Genomic DNA, 15,835 nt, shown 5'->3' with positions numbered 1-15,835 from the left:
TAGGGTAGAGGTAAAGATCGGAAAGCGCCGTCCGGAGACGGCGGAGTTTTTATGAAGGCATATCCATGGATTGTTTTTCTTCTAACAGCTTTTCAACGACGCCCGGATCGGCAAGCGTCGAGGTGTCGCCCAGATTACTGGTGTCGCCGGCGGCGATTTTGCGCAGAATGCGGCGCATAATCTTGCCGGAGCGGGTTTTAGGCAATGAATCGGTCCAGTGCAGGATATCCGGGGTGGCGATGGAGCCAATTTCCTTGCGCACCCAGCGCTTCACCTCGTTATACAGTTCGGCGGTGGGTATCTCGCCGTGGTTAAGGGTAATGTAGGCGTAAATAGCCTGGCCTTTGATCGCATGCGGAATACCGACCACCGCCGCCTCGGCGATTTTCGGATGCGATACCAGCGCCGACTCGATTTCCGCGGTGCCGAGGCGGTGGCCGGACACATTCAGCACATCGTCCACCCGGCCGGTGATCCAGAAATAACCGTCTTCATCGCGCCTGGCCCCGTCGCCGCTGAAATACATGCCTTTAAAGGTGGAAAAATAGGTTTGCTCGAAGCGGTCGTGATCGCCATACAGGGTGCGCGCCTGCCCCGGCCAGGAATCGGTGATCACCAGGTTTCCCTCGCCGGCGCCTTCCTGGATAGCGCCGCCGTTATCCACCAGCGCGGGCTGGACGCCAAAAAACGGCAGGGTGGCGGAGCCGGCCTTCAGCGCCACGGCCCCCGGCAAGGGCGTGATCATGAAACCGCCGGTTTCGGTTTGCCACCAGGTATCCATGATTGGGCATTTGGCGTTGCCGATTTTATGGTAATACCATTCCCAGGCTTCCGGGTTGATGGGTTCGCCCACCGACCCCATGATGCGCAGGGATGCGCGGCTGGTGCCCTCGATGGCCTTGTCGCCCTCGGCCATCAGCGCGCGGATGGCGGTCGGCGCCGTGTACAGGATATTGACCTGGTGTTTATCCACCACCTGGGCCATGCGCCGGGCGTCGGGCCAGTTCGGCACCCCTTCGAACATCAGGGTGATGGCGCCGCAGGCCAGCGGGCCGTAAAGCAAATAGCTGTGGCCGGTTACCCAGCCCACGTCGGCGGTGCACCAGTAAATATCGCCGGGATGATAATCAAAGACATATTTAAAGGTCATGGCGGCGTAGACCAGGTAACCGCCGCTGGTATGCAGCACGCCTTTGGGTTTACCGGTTGAGCCGGAGGTGTAAAGGATAAACAGCGGATCCTCGGCGTTCATTGCCGCCGGCGGGCAGTCGTCAGCGGCGCGCGCCACCGCCTCATGCCACCAGAGATCGCGCCCCTCGGTCCAGTCGATATCTTTACCGGTGCGCTTAAAGACAATTACCCGTTCTATGGTTTTTACCGTCGGGTTTTTCAGCGCGTCGTCGATATTCTTTTTCAAGGGGATCTTGCGCCCGGCGCGAATGCCTTCGTCGGCGGTGATCACCAGTTTGGCGCTGGAGTCGACAATCCGTCCGGCAATGGCCTCGGGGGAAAAGCCGCCGAAGATCACCGAATGTATCGCCCCGATACGGGCGCAGGCCAGCATCGCCACCGCCGCTTCCGGCACCATGGGCATGTAAATCGCCACCACATCGCCTTTGGCGACGCCTTGCTCTTTCAGTACATTGGCGAAGCGGCACACCGCCTGATGCAGTTGCCGGTAGGTCAGGGTCTCGCTTTCGCGGGCGTCGTCCCCTTCCCAGATAATGGCGGTCTGATCGCCGCGTTCCGCCAGGTGCCGGTCCAGGCAGTTGGCGGATACATTGAGGGTTCCGTCTTCAAACCAGCGGATTCGCACGTGGCCGGGGTCGAAAGAGGTATTTTTCACCCTTTGGTAAGGCGTGATCCAATCAATAATCTTGCCCTGTTCACCCCAGAAGGTATCGGGGTCGGTGACAGACTGTTGATAAAGCTGGCGATATTGCTCCTGGGATAACAGGGCGCGTTGCGCAATCGCGTCGGGAATCGGGTACGTATGGGGATGGCTCATGGTTTCCTCCTTGGATTTGTTAATAATATGTCAAGCGAGGGTTAATTGAACCTGCCCTGAGGGCTTTGTTTCTTTTTTGCGCGTTAGATCACGCAGCAAAACTGAGGTTTTACCTCAGCGTACAAAAATCTGCCGCGAACTGAACTTTTTGTCCGTTTGTAGGGAGTTTATTTATCATACATAAATATTTTTTTGGTCGCTTTTTCATCGCCGATTAAAGCGCCAAAAAAGAAAAATAAGGACCGAAAAGAGAAGGGTAAACCTGATTATAATGCGTAAATGGATAAAATTTATCAAATTATAACAAACGGTTATATGAGATATTAGGCCTAATTCCACCGCAATAAGTTAAATCGTCGCCAACTCCCTATAAATCAGCACTTGCATTCGGGCTTTTCAAGATGGTACAGAGTGACGTCCTTTTTTTTAGGCAGTCTGTAAACAGGCTCCGCCGCGTCCGATGACAGGGCGCTAAAAAATGCGCGCGACGACGTATTCAGGCCGCAATCGGCCACGACGGAATCACTTCGGGAAATTGTAAATGTTATGAAAAAGTTAAAAATTAGTCTTGCCTGGCAAATTCTCCTGGCCCTGATCCTGGGCATCGGCGCCGGGGCGTTGCTGCATAACCAGATTGAAGCCAGGGTATGGTTTATCGGCAATATTCTTGCGCCGGCGGGCGATATTTTTATCCGTCTTATCAAGATGATCGTGGTGCCTATTGTTATCTCCACGCTGATTGTGGGCATTGCGGGCGTCGGCGATGCGAAAAAGCTTGGACGCCTGGGCCTGAAGACCATTGTTTATTTCGAGATTATCACCACCCTTGCCATTGTGTTGGGCATTACGCTTGCCAACGTGTTCCAGCCGGGGCACGGGATTGATATGTCCACGCTTGCGGCGGTGGATATTTCCCAATATGAAAAGACCACGGAACAGGTGCAAAGCGGCAACCATAGCCTGGTGGGCACGCTGCTTTCGCTGATCCCGCCGAATATTTTCGCCGCCATGGCGCGCGGCGATATGCTGCCGATTATTTTTTTCTCGGTGTTGTTCGGTTTGGGTCTGGCGGCTTTGCCCGGCGAGACCAAGACGCCGCTGCTTAATGTGTTTAAGGCCGTGGCCGAGACCATGTTTAAAGTGACCCATATGATCATGCGCTATGCGCCGGTGGGGGTATTCGCCTTGATTGCGGTGACGGTGGCCAATTTTGGTTTTGCCTCGCTGCTGCCGCTGGCCAAGCTGGTGCTGTTGGTGTATGCCGCGATCCTGTTTTTTGCCCTGGTGGTGTTGGGGCTGGTGGCGCGGTTGTGCCATTTGCGCATCTGGACGCTGATCCGCATCCTGAAGGAGGAGCTGATCCTGGCCTATTCCACCGCCAGTTCGGAAAGCGTGCTGCCGCGTATTATCGAGAAGATGGAAGCCTATGGCGCGCCTGCGGCAATCACCAGTTTTGTGGTGCCGACCGGGTATTCCTTTAACCTGGACGGTTCCACGCTGTACCAGAGCATCGCGGCTATTTTTATCGCCCAGCTGTATGGTATCGATCTGTCCATCGGCCAGGAAATCGTGCTGGTGTTGACCCTGATGGTGACGTCGAAGGGGATTGCCGGCGTGCCGGGGGTGTCTTTTGTGGTGCTGTTGGCGACGCTTGGCAGCGTGGGTATTCCTCTGGAGGGGCTGGCGTTTATCGCCGGCGTCGATCGCATTTTGGATATGGCTCGTACCGCCCTGAACGTGGTGGGCAACGCGCTGGCGGTGCTGGTGATAGCCAAGTGGGAAAACCAGTTCGATAGCGATAAGGCCCTGGCGTATGAACAGCAGGTACTGATGCTGAAGGCGTCGGCCGCGACGCCCTTCTGAAGGCGGCGCGCGCTCCCTTTAACATGACTTCTGTCGGTTTGGTGACGGCGGGCCCAGCGTGCCGTGGGGCGCTCGGTCGGGCGGGAAAAGCACGCCCGATTCGACCCCATTGGCACGCTCTCCCTTTAACACGACTTCTGTCGGTCTGGTGATGGCGGGCCCAGCGTGCCGTGGGTGCGTTAACCTTTGCGGTGCAATAGACGATACAGCGCCGGGATCACCAGCATCGACAGCAGCGGCGCGCTGACCATGCCGCCGATCATCGGCGCGGCGATGCGTTGCATCACCTCGGATCCGACGCCGCCCCCCCACATGATGGGCAGCAGCCCGGCCATGATGGTGGCCACCGTCATCACCTTGGGGCGTACGCGCAGCACCGCGCCTTCGCGGATGGCCGCCAGCAGTTGAGCCTCGCTGAGCGGTTCGTTGCCGGTGCGATGGTTTTCCATGGCATGATTAAGGTACAGCACCATAATCACCCCGAATTCCGCCGCCACCCCCGCCAGGGCGATAAAGCCCACCGCCGCCGCCACCGACAGATTATAATGCAGCAGGTAAAGCAGCCAGACGCCGCCTATCAGGGCAAAGGGCAGCGTGCCCATAATCAGCAGCGCGTCCCTGACCCGGCCGAAGGTGACATACAGCAGGACAAAAATAATCGCCAGCGTAAAGGGCAGCACAATTTTCAGCTTGGCGCTGGCGCGCTCCAGGTATTCAAATTGTCCCGACCAGCTTAACGAGACGCCTTCCGGCAGCTTGACCTGCTGCGCCACCGTCCGCTGCATTTCCTGCACGGCGGATTTGAGATCGCGGCCGCGTAAATCGACGTAGATCCAGTCCGACAGGCGGGCGTTCTCGCTTTTCAGCATCGGCGGGCCTTCGCTGACGCGGATATCCGCCAGATCGGCCAGGCTGACCTGCGCGCCCCCGGCAGTCACTACCGGCAAGTCGCGCAGTTTCTGCACCGAGTCGCGCAGCTCGCGCGGATAACGTACGTTGATGGGGAAACGTTCGCGGCCTTCAATGGTTTCGCCGATATTATCACCGCCGATAACCGCCGCCACGATAGACTGCAGTTCACCCACCGACACGCCGTAGCGGGCGGCGCGCACTCGATCGATATTGATATCGATATAGCGCCCGCCGTTGAGCCGTTCCGCCAGCGCGGAGGTGACGCCTGGGACGTTTTTCACCACCCGTTCGATCTGCTGGGCCACCGCCTCGACCTGCTCGATATTATTGCCGTTCACTTTGATCCCCACCGGGCTTTTAATCCCGGTGGCCAGCATATCGAGCCGGTTGCGGATGGGGGGCACCCAGATATTGGCTACCCCCGGCAGCGACACCGTCCGGTCCAGTTCCTGCACCAGCTTATCGGTGGTCATGCCGGGCCGCCATTGATCCCTGGGCTTGAAATGGATGGTGGTTTCCAGCATGGTCAGCGTCGCCGGGTCGGTGGCGGTTTCGGCGCGTCCCGCCTTGCCGAAAACAGTGGCCACTTCCGGCACGGTTTTAATCAGCCGGTCGGTTTGCTGCAACAGCCGGGCGGCTTCCCGCGCCGATATGCCGGGCAGCGTGGAGGGCATATATAATAAATCCCCCTCGTCCAGCGCCGGCATAAACTCGGTGCCCAGGCGGCTGAGCGGCAGCAGGGTGACCACCAGCAGCGCCAGCGACAGGGCAAGCGTGGTTTTCGGCCACGCCAAAACCTTGTCCAGCAGCGGCTGATACATGCGGATTAGCCCCCGGTTGAGCGGGTTGGCGTGTTCGTCCGGAATACGCCCACGGATAAAGTACCCCATCAATACCGGCACCAGGGTAATGCCCAGTCCCGCCGAGATCGCCATGGCATAGGTTTTGGTGAACGCCAGCGGGCCGAACATCTTGCCCTCCTGCGCCTCCAGTGAAAATACCGGAATAAAGGACAGGGTGATGATCAGCAGGCTGCAAAACAGCGCCGGCCCCACCTCGGTGGATGCGCGGGCGGAGATTTCCCAGTAATCCTCGCTTTTCGGCGTCTGTCCGGGATGATCGTGCCGCCATTTTTCCAGCACCTTGTGCATATTTTCAATCATGACTATCGCCGCGTCCACCATGGCGCCGATGGCGATGGCGATGCCGCCGAGCGACATGATATTGGCGTTAACCCCCTGGTAATGCATGACGATAAAGGCGCCGAGGATGCCCAGCGGCAGGGTGATGATCGCCACCAGCGCCGAACGGAAGTGAAACAGGAACAGGCTGCACACCAGCGCCACGACGATAAACTCTTCCAGCAGCTTATGGGAGAGGGTTTCTATGGCCTGCTTGATAAGGCTGGAACGGTCATAGACCGGCACGATTTGCACGCCTGGCGGCAGGCTGCGGCGCACCTCGTTCAGCTTTTGTTTGACCGCGTTGATGGTCTCCAGCGCATTTTTGCCATAGCGCATGATAACAATGCCGCCGGCCACTTCCCCCTCGCCGTTCAGTTCGGCCACGCCGCGCCGCATTTCAGGACCCAGGCGGATATCGGCCACATCGGACAGCAACACCGGCACGCCGCCGCGCGAGGTGATGACGATATGATCAAAATCCTCCGGGGTTTTAAGGTAACCGGCGGCGCGCACCATATATTCGGCCTCGCTCATTTCCAGTACCGATCCGCCGCCCTCCTGGTTGGCTTGCTTAACCGCGTCGATGACCTGCTGGTGAGACAGGTTAAGCGCCCGCAGCCGGTCCGGTTTCAGCAGGATTTGGTATTGGCGCACCATGCCGCCGACGCTGGCCACTTCCGACACGTTCGGCACGGTTTTTAATTCGAATTTCAGCACCCAATCCTGGATGGCGCGCAGATCGGCCAGGCTGTGGCGCCCGGTTTTATCCACCAGCGCGTATTCATAGACCCAGCCGACGCCGGTGGCGTCCGGCCCAAGGCTGGCCTTGGCCTCCGCCGGCAGCGTAGACTGCACCTGGCTGAGATACTCAAGCACCCTTGAGCGCGCCCAGTAGGGATCGGTGCCGTCCGCGAACAGGATATAGACATAGGCGTCGCCAAACATCGAGAAGCCGCGCACGGTGGTGGCGCCAGGCACCGACAGCATGGTGGTGGTCAGCGGATAGGTCACCTGATCCTCCACCACCTGCGGCGCCTTGCCGGGATAACTGACGCGGATAATCACCTGTACGTCGGACAGGTCGGGCAGCGCGTCCACCGGCATACGCTGCAAAGACCAGATGCCCCAGGCGGTCAGCAGCCCGGCGGCCAGCAGCACCAGCAGACGGTTGCGCAGCGACCAGCGAATGATAAAGGCGATCATTTGGCACTCCCCAGCGGCATCATTTGGGTGATGCGCGCACCGCTGTCGTCAAGCGTAAAGTGGAACATGACACGGCTGCCGACGGCGATGCCCTTGGGCAGTCCGCCCGCGGGCAGGATAAAATCCATGGTCATCGGCGGCCAGTTCAGGCCGGGCACGGCATGGTGCGACAACGTCGCCATTTCGCCGTTAACCGCGTCGATAACGCCCTCGGTGGCATATTCCTGCGCGGCGCCGGGCGGCGGCGATTGCGTCGCGGCGCTGTCAGCCGGCGTAGCGGCGGACGGGGAGGCATCGTCCGCGCCGGCGCCAGGATTTATGCCGGTTGCCGCCGGCGAAGAGGCATCCGTATCGTCCGCCATCTGCGGCAGGGCGCTGCGCAGGCTGGCTTCGGAATCAATCAGGAACTGGCCCGAGGTGACCACCCGATCGCCGGCGGCCAGCCCTTTACGCACTTCCACCCAGTCGCCGAACTCCCGGCCGGCGATAACGCTTACCGGGGTGAAATGCCCGTCGCCCTTGGCCAGCAGCACGGTATTGCGGCTGCCGGTCTGGATCAGCGCGTCCTGCGGCATGGTCAACACCGTTTCGCCCCGCGCCGCCTGCGCCAGGCGGATGTTAAGGTACATGCCGGGCTGCAGCTTGCCGTCATGATTTTCCAGCGCGATGCGCGCCCGGTAGGTGCGGGTGGCGTTATCCACCACCGGCAGCATTTCCGCAATCCGGCCGTGAAACAGGTCTCCCGGCCAGCGTGACGTCGTGGCCTGGATATCGCTGCCGGGCTGGAGGGCCCCGGCCTGGGATTCAGGATAATCCACCACCACCCAGACCGGATCGAGCGAGCTGAGTTCAAACATCGCCTGGGACGTGCCGACCTGGCTACCTTCGCGCACCTCCAGGCGGCTGATAAAACCCTGCTCCGGCGCCCGTACTTCGATACGGGTTTGCGGCCGGCCGGTTTTTTCAATAGCGCGGATAATGTCCTCCGGCATAAACAGCAGTTGCAGACGCTGGCGCGCCGCGGCGGTGAGCGACGCATCCCCCAAATGCCGCACCGCCAGATACTCCTGCTGGGCGGCGCTCCATTCCGGAATCCACAGCCGCGCCAGCGGCTGGTCCTTTTTCACCAACTGCTGCTCGGCGCGGACATAGAGTTTTTCCACCAGACCGTTGGCGCGCGCCGGTATCACCTGTATTCCCCGATCGTCAATGCTGACGGTGCCGAACGCCTCGAAACGCGGCTGCACGGTTCTCAATGCCACCGTGCCCAGGCGCACGCCCAGGTTTTGCTGCTGGCGGGCGCTGACGGTTACTCCGCCGTCCTGCTGCGTCTCGTCGGCATAACGCGGCGTCAACGGCATATCCATAAACGGCGATTTGCCGGGTTTATCAAAGCGCTGTGCCGGCGACATGGGGTCGTACCAATACAGTACCCGGCGGCCGCTGTCGGCCGCGGGATTGGCCTGGGCCGGCGTGCTTGCCGCTTCCGGCGGCCGGCGCAGGAAATAACCGGCGGCAAAGGCGGCGCAGAGCGCGGCCAGGGCCAGGACGACGGCGACGGTACGTCCGGTGGTAATACGGTTCATGACCTGTTCTCCTGCGGGATAAGATAACGAATGGCGGCCCAGCTTTGCGCCAGTTCCCTGGCGGCGCGGGTTTCATTCTGCTCGCTGGCCAGCAGGGCGCTGCGCGCGCCCAGCAGTTCGGCGAGCGTGGCGCTGCCGGCGCGATACTGCGCCTGCATCAGCTGCAGTCGCTGCTTTTGCAGCGGCAGTACCTCGTCCCGCTGCCGCAGCCAGCGGGCCTGGGCGGCCTGGTACTGGGCCACCAGGATATTCAGCTGCGCGGTATGATCCCGAATGGTCTGCGCCAGGCGATCGTTGGCCTCGAAGGTACGCGACTGGTCGGCGGCATGATCCTTATCCTGCCGTTGCGACTGGAACAGCGGCAGATCGACGGTAAACATAATGCCGGCCATATCGTCGCGGCCGCTGTCGCGCTTGCCGTAATACACTTCCACGCCGACATCCGGAATCGCCGCCACCGCCGACTGCGCGGAGCGGGCCTGCGAGACTTCCGCCTCGCGCCGCGCCTGCACTATTTCAGGATGTTGGTTCACGCCCTGGGCCAGTGCCTGCGGTTCAGCCGGCAGACGGTCGAACCGCGGCAGGGGGCCGGCGGTCTGGATACGATCGATGCCGGTCAGCTGCATCAGGCGCGCCTGCGCCATCGCCACGTCCCGCTGCGCGTCGGTAAGCGCATCGCGCATATCGATCACCACCAGGCGGCCGTCCAGCACCGCGCCGGCGCTGCCCCCGCCGGCTATCGCCGCCTTCTGCACCGCGATCTGCCGTTCGCTTTCCGTCAGCAGATGGGTCGCCGCCTCGACCGCCTGTTGCGACAGGGCCAAATCCAGCCAGGCCTGGGCGGTATCCCGCTGCAGCTGCGCGCGCAGGTTTTGATAACCGGCGGCGGTGGAGGCCGCCTCGGCCCTGATCGCGTCCGCTTTGCGTTCGCGTTTGGTACTGCTGACATAATCCTGCATGACGCCGATGCGCTGCATGGTCATGTCTTCACGGGTAAAACGCCGGGCATTGCCGCCGCCCACCGGCAGGTTATCAATGCCGAATTTCAGCTTGGGGTCGGGCAGCTGCAGGGCGGAATCGGCCATATTTTCCAGCGCCTGGCGCTGATGAAGGTTGGCGGAAAGATCCGCCGAATAGCGTTCGGCCCGGGCCAGCGTCTCATCCAGGCTCATTTGCGCCGCGGGAGCCGCGGCGGAAACGAACAGCATGAGGACCAGCCACGTCCGGGAGGAGCATGGTAGCAACATAACGATCCTCGCTTACTGCTGGAGAGAATGAATGGCGGTGAGCGTATAGCCCTGGGCGTCCTGGCGGAAACTGAAATCCACCTGCGTGCCGGCGGCCAGCTTTCCTGCGTCCAGGTCGGCCGGCACGGCGAAGGTCATGGTCATCGGCGGCCATTTCAGCACCGCAATGGCCTGATGGGCGATAGCCACATGCTGGTTATCCCAGCGCTTGATAATGCCGCTTGCATGGTAGTCGGCGGGGGAGGTGTTAACGTTTGACGCGGCCGTGACGCCGTGATCATGATGCATACCGGGCATATCGCCCATACCGGCCATGTCGTCGGCAAACGCGGGCAAGGCAAAAACAGAAACAGCGGAGAGAACAACAATAAATAATGTGCGCATTGCATTGATTCCTGAACATAAGTCATCCACTACCGTCGCGTTCAGGCGACGGCAACCGTTGGCGTTATGTCAGGATCTATAACCGGTACCGGCAGAATTGAATCTCCGCCGGCGGCCCTGCTATGGGCGGGGTAAGCCAGGCGACATCCGGCAGGCGCGGTTCGTCGCGCCACTCGGCCACCTGGAGATCGGTTTGGCTGGGCAGGACCACGAACGGCGCGTGCTGGGTGTCTTTTTGCGCGGAATCCGGCACGCAGTGCTTATCGCATAATAACCCGGGCGCGGCGGCGCGCTGCTGCGAAGGCATATTGTCATGCAGCATATGCTCGCTATGCTCAAGGGCCGCCGGCAGCGCGGTAACCGGCATTGAGCACTGGTGGCTGGCCAGCGCCAGCTGGGCGTTCAGTAACAGCCAAAAGGCCAGCAGAATCATAGCGAACACCCGCCGCCTGCGGCAGCGTAGCTTGACCATGAATTCTGTTACTGAAGCGGAGGACACGATAATTCCCTTGTTTGGCAATCCCGGCGCGGAAAAGGCGCCGGTCGGCTTAAGTGAACGCGAAAAGCCCGGACAGCTTATTGATGCGCATCAATTTTTACTTGATAAGCAAAAACTGGCAAGGGTAATTTGCACTAACTGACAAATCATGGGGTAAGCCGCGATGCCCGCCGCGATGCGGCGTAAGCGCGACGGTTGCGCGGATGATGGCGGATGTTAACGCAGATGATGCACCACCTGGTTGCTGCTGCCGCGCCAGATCAGCGCCGGGTCCCGCAGCGCCTGGATAAATTTACCGTCGATCAGCACGTTTATCAACGCGGCCACCTCCTGCTGGGCGTCGGTTAATTCCGCCAGCCGGTAACCGGTCCAGACCCAGATATCCTTGGCCGGGCACTCGGCGCGCACGCGCCGCACCAGTTGCAGCACGGCGGAGAGATTCTGCGGATGCAGCGGATCGCCGCCCGAGAGCGTCAGCCCCTGGCGGTGGATACGGGTATCCTGTAAATCGGCGATAATCCGGTCTTCCATGGCCGGGGTAAAGGGCACCCCGGAGTTAAGCCGCCAGGTGCTTTTGTTATAACAGCCCGGGCATTGGTGCACGCAGCCGGACACAAACAGCGTACAGCGCGTGCCGGGGCCGTTAATCACATCCACCGGGTAATACTGGTGATAATTCATCCCTGTCAGCCCAGCTGGCCGTCGGGCAGATGTTTCACCCGCCGTTTCACCTCTTCCTGCTTGCCGGCGTTGAACGGCCGCGCGTCCGGGCTGCCGAGATAACCACACACCCTGCGGGTTACCGACACTTTGGCCGGATTGTGATTGCCGCATTTCGGGCAGGTAAAGCCTTTGCTGGTACAGGAAAACTCGCCGGTAAAACCGCACTCGTAGCATTCGTCAATGGGCGTGTTGGTGCCGTAGTAGGGAACCCGGGTATAGCTATAGTCCCAGACGTCTTCCAGCGCTTTCAGGTTATGCTGCAGGTTCGGATATTCGCCGTAGCATATAAACCCGCCGTTGGAGACCGGGGGATAGGGCGCTTCAAAATCCAGCTTGTCGTAAGGATTGACCTGCTTTTCCACGTCAAGGTGGAAGCTGTTGGTGTAATAGCCCTTATCGGTCACGCCTTCGACGATGCCGAACTCGGCGGCGTCCAGACGGCAGAAGCGGTCGCACAGGTTTTCGCTCGGCGTGCTGTACAGGCTGAAGCCGTAGCCGGTCTCTTCTTTCCAGCGGTCGGTGGCCGCCTTCAGGTGGGCCACGATGGACACGGCCTTCGCGCGCAACGCCTGATCGTCATAGACATGGGTCTGGCCGCCGAACAGGGCGTTAATGGTTTCATGCACGCCGATATAGCCAAGCGAAATGGAAGCCCGGCCGTTCTTGAAAATGTCGGCCACGTCGTCATCGGCTTTCAAGCGCACGCCGCAGGCCCCTTCCATATACAGGATCGGCGCCACGCGGGCCTTGACGCCGTCAAGCCGGGCGATACGGGTCATCAGCGCTTTTTTCGCCAGCACCAGGCGTTCATCCAGCAATTGCCAGAAACGGGCTTCGTCCCGTTTGGCCTCCAGGGCGATGCGCGGCAGGTTGAGGCTGATAACGCCCAGGTTGTTGCGCCCGTCGTGGATCTGCCTGCCGTTCTCCTCGTAAACGCCGAGGAAGCTGCGGCAGCCCATCGGCGTCTTAAATGAACCGGTAACCTTCACTACCTGATCGTAATTCAGGATATCCGGGTACATGCGTTTGCTGGCGCATTCCAGCGCCAACTGCTTGATATCGTAGTTGGGATCGCTGAATTTATGGTTCAGGCCGTCGCGAATGGCGAACACCAGTTTCGGGAAAACGGCGGTTTTGCGGTTTTTACCCAGCCCGGCAATGCGGTTGCGCAGGATGGATTGTTGGATCAGGCGCGATTCACGGCTGGTGCCCAGGCCAAAACCGAAGGTGACGAACGGCGTCTGGCCGTTGGCGGTATGCAGGGTATTGACTTCATATTCCAGCGACTGGAAAGCGTCGTAACATTCTTTTTCGGTGCGCGACAGGGCATACCCTTCCGCGTCGGGAATCTTCCACTTCGTGGCGGTATTGCGATGTTTGTCGTAGCTGGCGGCCACGTAGGGCGCCAGGATCTCGTCGATCCGGTTAATGGTGGTGCCGCCGTAGATATGGCTGGCCACCTGGGCGATAATCTGCGCGGTTACCGCCGTGGCGGTGGAAATGGAGCGGGGGGGCTCGATTTCCGCGTTGCCCATTTTAAAGCCTTTGGTCAGCATGCCTTCAAGATCGATCAACATACAGTTGAACATCGGGAAGAACGGCGCGTAATCCAGGTCGTGGTAATGGATTTCGCCGCGTTCATGGGCCAGCACCACGTCGCGCGGCAGAATGTGCTGGCGCGCGTAATGCTTGGCGACAATGCCGGCCAGCAGATCGCGCTGGGTGGGGATGACCTTGCTGTCTTTATTGGCGTTTTCGTTGAGCAGCGCCATATTGCTCTGCTCGACCAGGCCGCGGATTTCCTGGTTCAGGCGGCCGCGTTGTTCACGGGCGACGTCACGATCGTGGCGGTATTCGATATACAAACGGGCCAGCGTTTTATGCGGCCCCGCCATCAGCTGGTTTTCCACCGCGTCCTGGATATCGCGGATATCGACATGGGAGCGGGAATTCATCTGCTGGCCCACCAGGGCGGCGACGGTGGCGCAATAATCGTTATCCTGAACACCGGCGGCCTGCGCGGCATGCACTATCGCCTGGTAAATCCGTTGCTCATCGAAATTGACCTGACAACCGTCTCGTTTGATCACTACCGGTTTCACGATGCGACTCCTTTACGCCTGGGGGCGGGTTAGGTGTTTCCTTCTTTTACCGGCCGTTTTCCCGGCGGGCCTGGCCGGGCGCGATACCAGCGGTAGAGAAGGTAAACACTATATCTAGTTTGTTATAATCAATAATGCCACTAGATGTAGAGTATGAGCTAGTCAGATGTCACTAAACTTGACCTAACGCAATAAAATCGACCCGTGGTCGAAGAGTTGTACAGCGCGGTTTTTAGCCGATAAACCGGCCGTCGCGGTTTATGCCGCTGAAAATAAATCAATAAATTTCCATCGGGGCGGCTTGGGGCGTTAAAAAATTTTTCGCGCGATTTTCCGGTCGTCGTTACCGACGGGTTTTATCCGCGCGCGTGATTATTCCCGCAGCCAGAAAACCGCCTCATAAGGCCGCAATGTCAGCGGCCCCGGCGAGTGGGGCGTATCGGCATAATTGCTCATCAGCCGCCGCCACGGGCCGCGCCAGGCGGTTGCCGGCCGCCACTGCTGCGGTTGCCGGCCCAGATTCGCCAGCACCAGCAGCCGCTGGCCGCGCCAGGCGCGCCGGTAATGCCAAAGCGCGGGGTGCGCCGGGCTCAGGTCGCGATAATCCCCCTCCGTCAGGATCGGCAGGGTTTTGCGCAGCGCAATCAGCCGCTGATAGCAATAAAATACCGAATCCGCGTCGGCCAGGGCGGCCCGCGCGTTGATCCGGGCGGCATTGCCGGCGCCGGCAATCCACGGCGTGCCGGTGCTGAACCCGGCGTTGACGCCGTCATCCCATTGCATCGGCGTGCGGCTGTTGTCGCGGGATCGGGCGGCCAGGACGTCCAGCGTCTGCTGGCGGCCCAGGCCACGCGCCATGGCGTCGGCATACATATTCAGGCTTTCGACGTCGCGGTAGTCGGTAATGGCGCTGAACGCGGGGTTGGTCATGCCCAGTTCCTCGCCCTGGAAGATAAACGGCGTTCCCTGCATGCCGTGCAGCGTCATGGCCAGCATCTTGGCCGAGACGACCCGCAGCTCGCCCTCGTCGCCGAAGCGGGAAACGATGCGCGGCTGATCGTGATTACACCAAAACAGCGTGTTCCAGGCGTGGCGGTGCATCCCCCGTTGCCAGCGGTTGAATATCTGCTTGAGCAGCACAAAATCCGGCGGCGCCAGCGCCCATTTTTCTCCGTCGGCGTAATCCACTTTAAGGTGATGGAAATGGGCGGCCATGGACAGCTGTTCTCCGTTGAGATTGGCGTACTGGCGGCATTTCTCCAGGGAAGTGGACGACATTTCCCCCACCGTCGTCAGCGCCAGCGGCGTAAAGATTTCCCGGTTCATCTCGCGCAGATAATCCTGCACCTGCGGCAGATCGGTATAAAAAGGCCGGCCGTCGCCCCCGGGCGCATCGGGCAGCCGCGGGTGCTTGGCTATCACGTTGATCACGTCCAGGCGCAGGCCGTCGATACCGCGATCGGCCCAAAACCGGCAGATATTTTTCAGCTCCGCGCGCAGCGGCGGATGCGCCCAGTTCAGGTCCGCCTGCTCCCGGGAATACAAATGCAGGTAGTATTGTCCGCCCGGCGCCGGCTGGTGCCAGGCGCTGCCGCCGAATTTTGACAGCCAGTTATTGGGCGGGCCGTCGTCCCGGCCGTCGCGCCAGAAATAATAGGAGCGGTACGGGCCGTGCGGGTCTTTCGAGGCGATAAACCAGGGATGGGAAGTGGAGCTGTGGTTAAGCACCATATCCATAATGATGCGCATGCCCCGCCGGTGGGCGCCGGCCACAAGCGCGTCAAAATCCGCCATCGTGCCGTAGGACGGGTCGATGGCGTAATAATCGGCAATATCATAACCGCTGTCCACCTGGGGCGAGCGATAGACAGGCGTCAGCCACAGCGCATCCACTCCCAACTGGTGCAGGTAATCCAGACGCCGGGTGATCCCGGCCAGATCGCCGCAGCCATTGCCGGTGCTGTCCTGAAAACTTTTCGGGTAAATCTGGTAAATAACGCCGTTGCGCCACCACGGGACCGTCATGCTAGCCTCCGCCCCGCAGCCGGCTTGCCGCCGGTGTCGTTATGATTGTCGATGCGCTGGTCTCCCGGTTGTTTTTCATCGTGACGGTATAACGATTGC

The 15,835-nt window shown here is 60.3% G+C and carries 10 protein-coding genes; 1 reads left to right on the top strand and 9 read right to left on the bottom strand.

The features are described from left to right. Positions 1 to 49: 49 nt before the first annotated feature. Positions 50 to 2,008, bottom strand: a complete 1,959-nt coding sequence (gene acs, locus ABUK12_RS14670; RefSeq protein ID WP_410012556.1) for an acetate--CoA ligase — start codon at positions 2,006 to 2,008, stop codon at positions 50 to 52. 546 nt (positions 2,009 to 2,554) lie between these two features. Here acs and gltP point away from each other — a divergent pair. After that, positions 2,555 to 3,871, top strand: coding sequence for a glutamate/aspartate:proton symporter GltP (gltP, locus tag ABUK12_RS14665; RefSeq protein ID WP_410012555.1), 1,317 nt, complete (start codon positions 2,555 to 2,557; stop codon positions 3,869 to 3,871). Positions 3,872 to 4,050: 179 nt separating this feature from the next. Here gltP and ABUK12_RS14660 read toward each other — a convergent pair whose 3' ends face one another. The 8 genes from ABUK12_RS14660 to ABUK12_RS14625 all read right to left on the bottom strand — a co-directional run bounded on the left by ABUK12_RS14660 (position 4,051) and on the right by ABUK12_RS14625 (position 15,736). After that, positions 4,051 to 7,170, bottom strand: a complete 3,120-nt coding sequence (locus ABUK12_RS14660; protein WP_410012554.1) for an efflux RND transporter permease subunit — start codon at positions 7,168 to 7,170, stop codon at positions 4,051 to 4,053. Beyond that, positions 7,167 to 8,756: an efflux RND transporter periplasmic adaptor subunit gene (locus ABUK12_RS14655; RefSeq protein WP_410012553.1), complete on the bottom strand. Its 1,590-nt coding sequence runs from the start codon at positions 8,754 to 8,756 to the stop codon at positions 7,167 to 7,169. The genes ABUK12_RS14660 and ABUK12_RS14655 overlap by 4 nt, the downstream gene beginning before the upstream one ends. Further along, complete coding sequence (locus ABUK12_RS14650; protein WP_410012552.1) at positions 8,753 to 10,003, bottom strand: TolC family protein; 1,251 nt, start codon at positions 10,001 to 10,003, stop codon at positions 8,753 to 8,755. The genes ABUK12_RS14655 and ABUK12_RS14650 overlap by 4 nt, the downstream gene beginning before the upstream one ends. A gap of 12 nt (positions 10,004 to 10,015) precedes the next feature. Further along, complete coding sequence (locus tag ABUK12_RS14645; protein WP_410012551.1) at positions 10,016 to 10,387, bottom strand: copper-binding protein; 372 nt, start codon at positions 10,385 to 10,387, stop codon at positions 10,016 to 10,018. 76 nt (positions 10,388 to 10,463) lie between these two features. Next, positions 10,464 to 10,820, bottom strand: coding sequence for a hypothetical protein (locus ABUK12_RS14640; RefSeq protein ID WP_410012550.1), 357 nt, complete (start codon positions 10,818 to 10,820; stop codon positions 10,464 to 10,466). A 282-nt stretch (positions 10,821 to 11,102) separates the two neighbouring features. Beyond that, positions 11,103 to 11,567, bottom strand: coding sequence for an anaerobic ribonucleoside-triphosphate reductase-activating protein (gene nrdG, locus ABUK12_RS14635; RefSeq protein WP_410012549.1), 465 nt, complete (start codon positions 11,565 to 11,567; stop codon positions 11,103 to 11,105). A gap of 5 nt (positions 11,568 to 11,572) precedes the next feature. Then, positions 11,573 to 13,711, bottom strand: a complete 2,139-nt coding sequence (nrdD, locus tag ABUK12_RS14630; protein WP_410012548.1) for an anaerobic ribonucleoside-triphosphate reductase — start codon at positions 13,709 to 13,711, stop codon at positions 11,573 to 11,575. A gap of 372 nt (positions 13,712 to 14,083) precedes the next feature. Further along, on the bottom strand, positions 14,084 to 15,736 hold the full coding sequence (locus tag ABUK12_RS14625) for an alpha,alpha-phosphotrehalase (RefSeq protein WP_410012547.1): 1,653 nt from the start codon (positions 15,734 to 15,736) through the stop codon (positions 14,084 to 14,086). Between the last annotated feature and the right edge of the window lie 99 nt (positions 15,737 to 15,835).

Source organism: Sodalis sp. C49 (genome assembly GCF_046352915.1).
In the GTDB taxonomy this organism is placed as follows: Bacteria; Pseudomonadota; Gammaproteobacteria; order Enterobacterales; family Enterobacteriaceae; genus Acerihabitans.
This window is presented reverse-complemented; position numbering and strand designations above follow the sequence as displayed.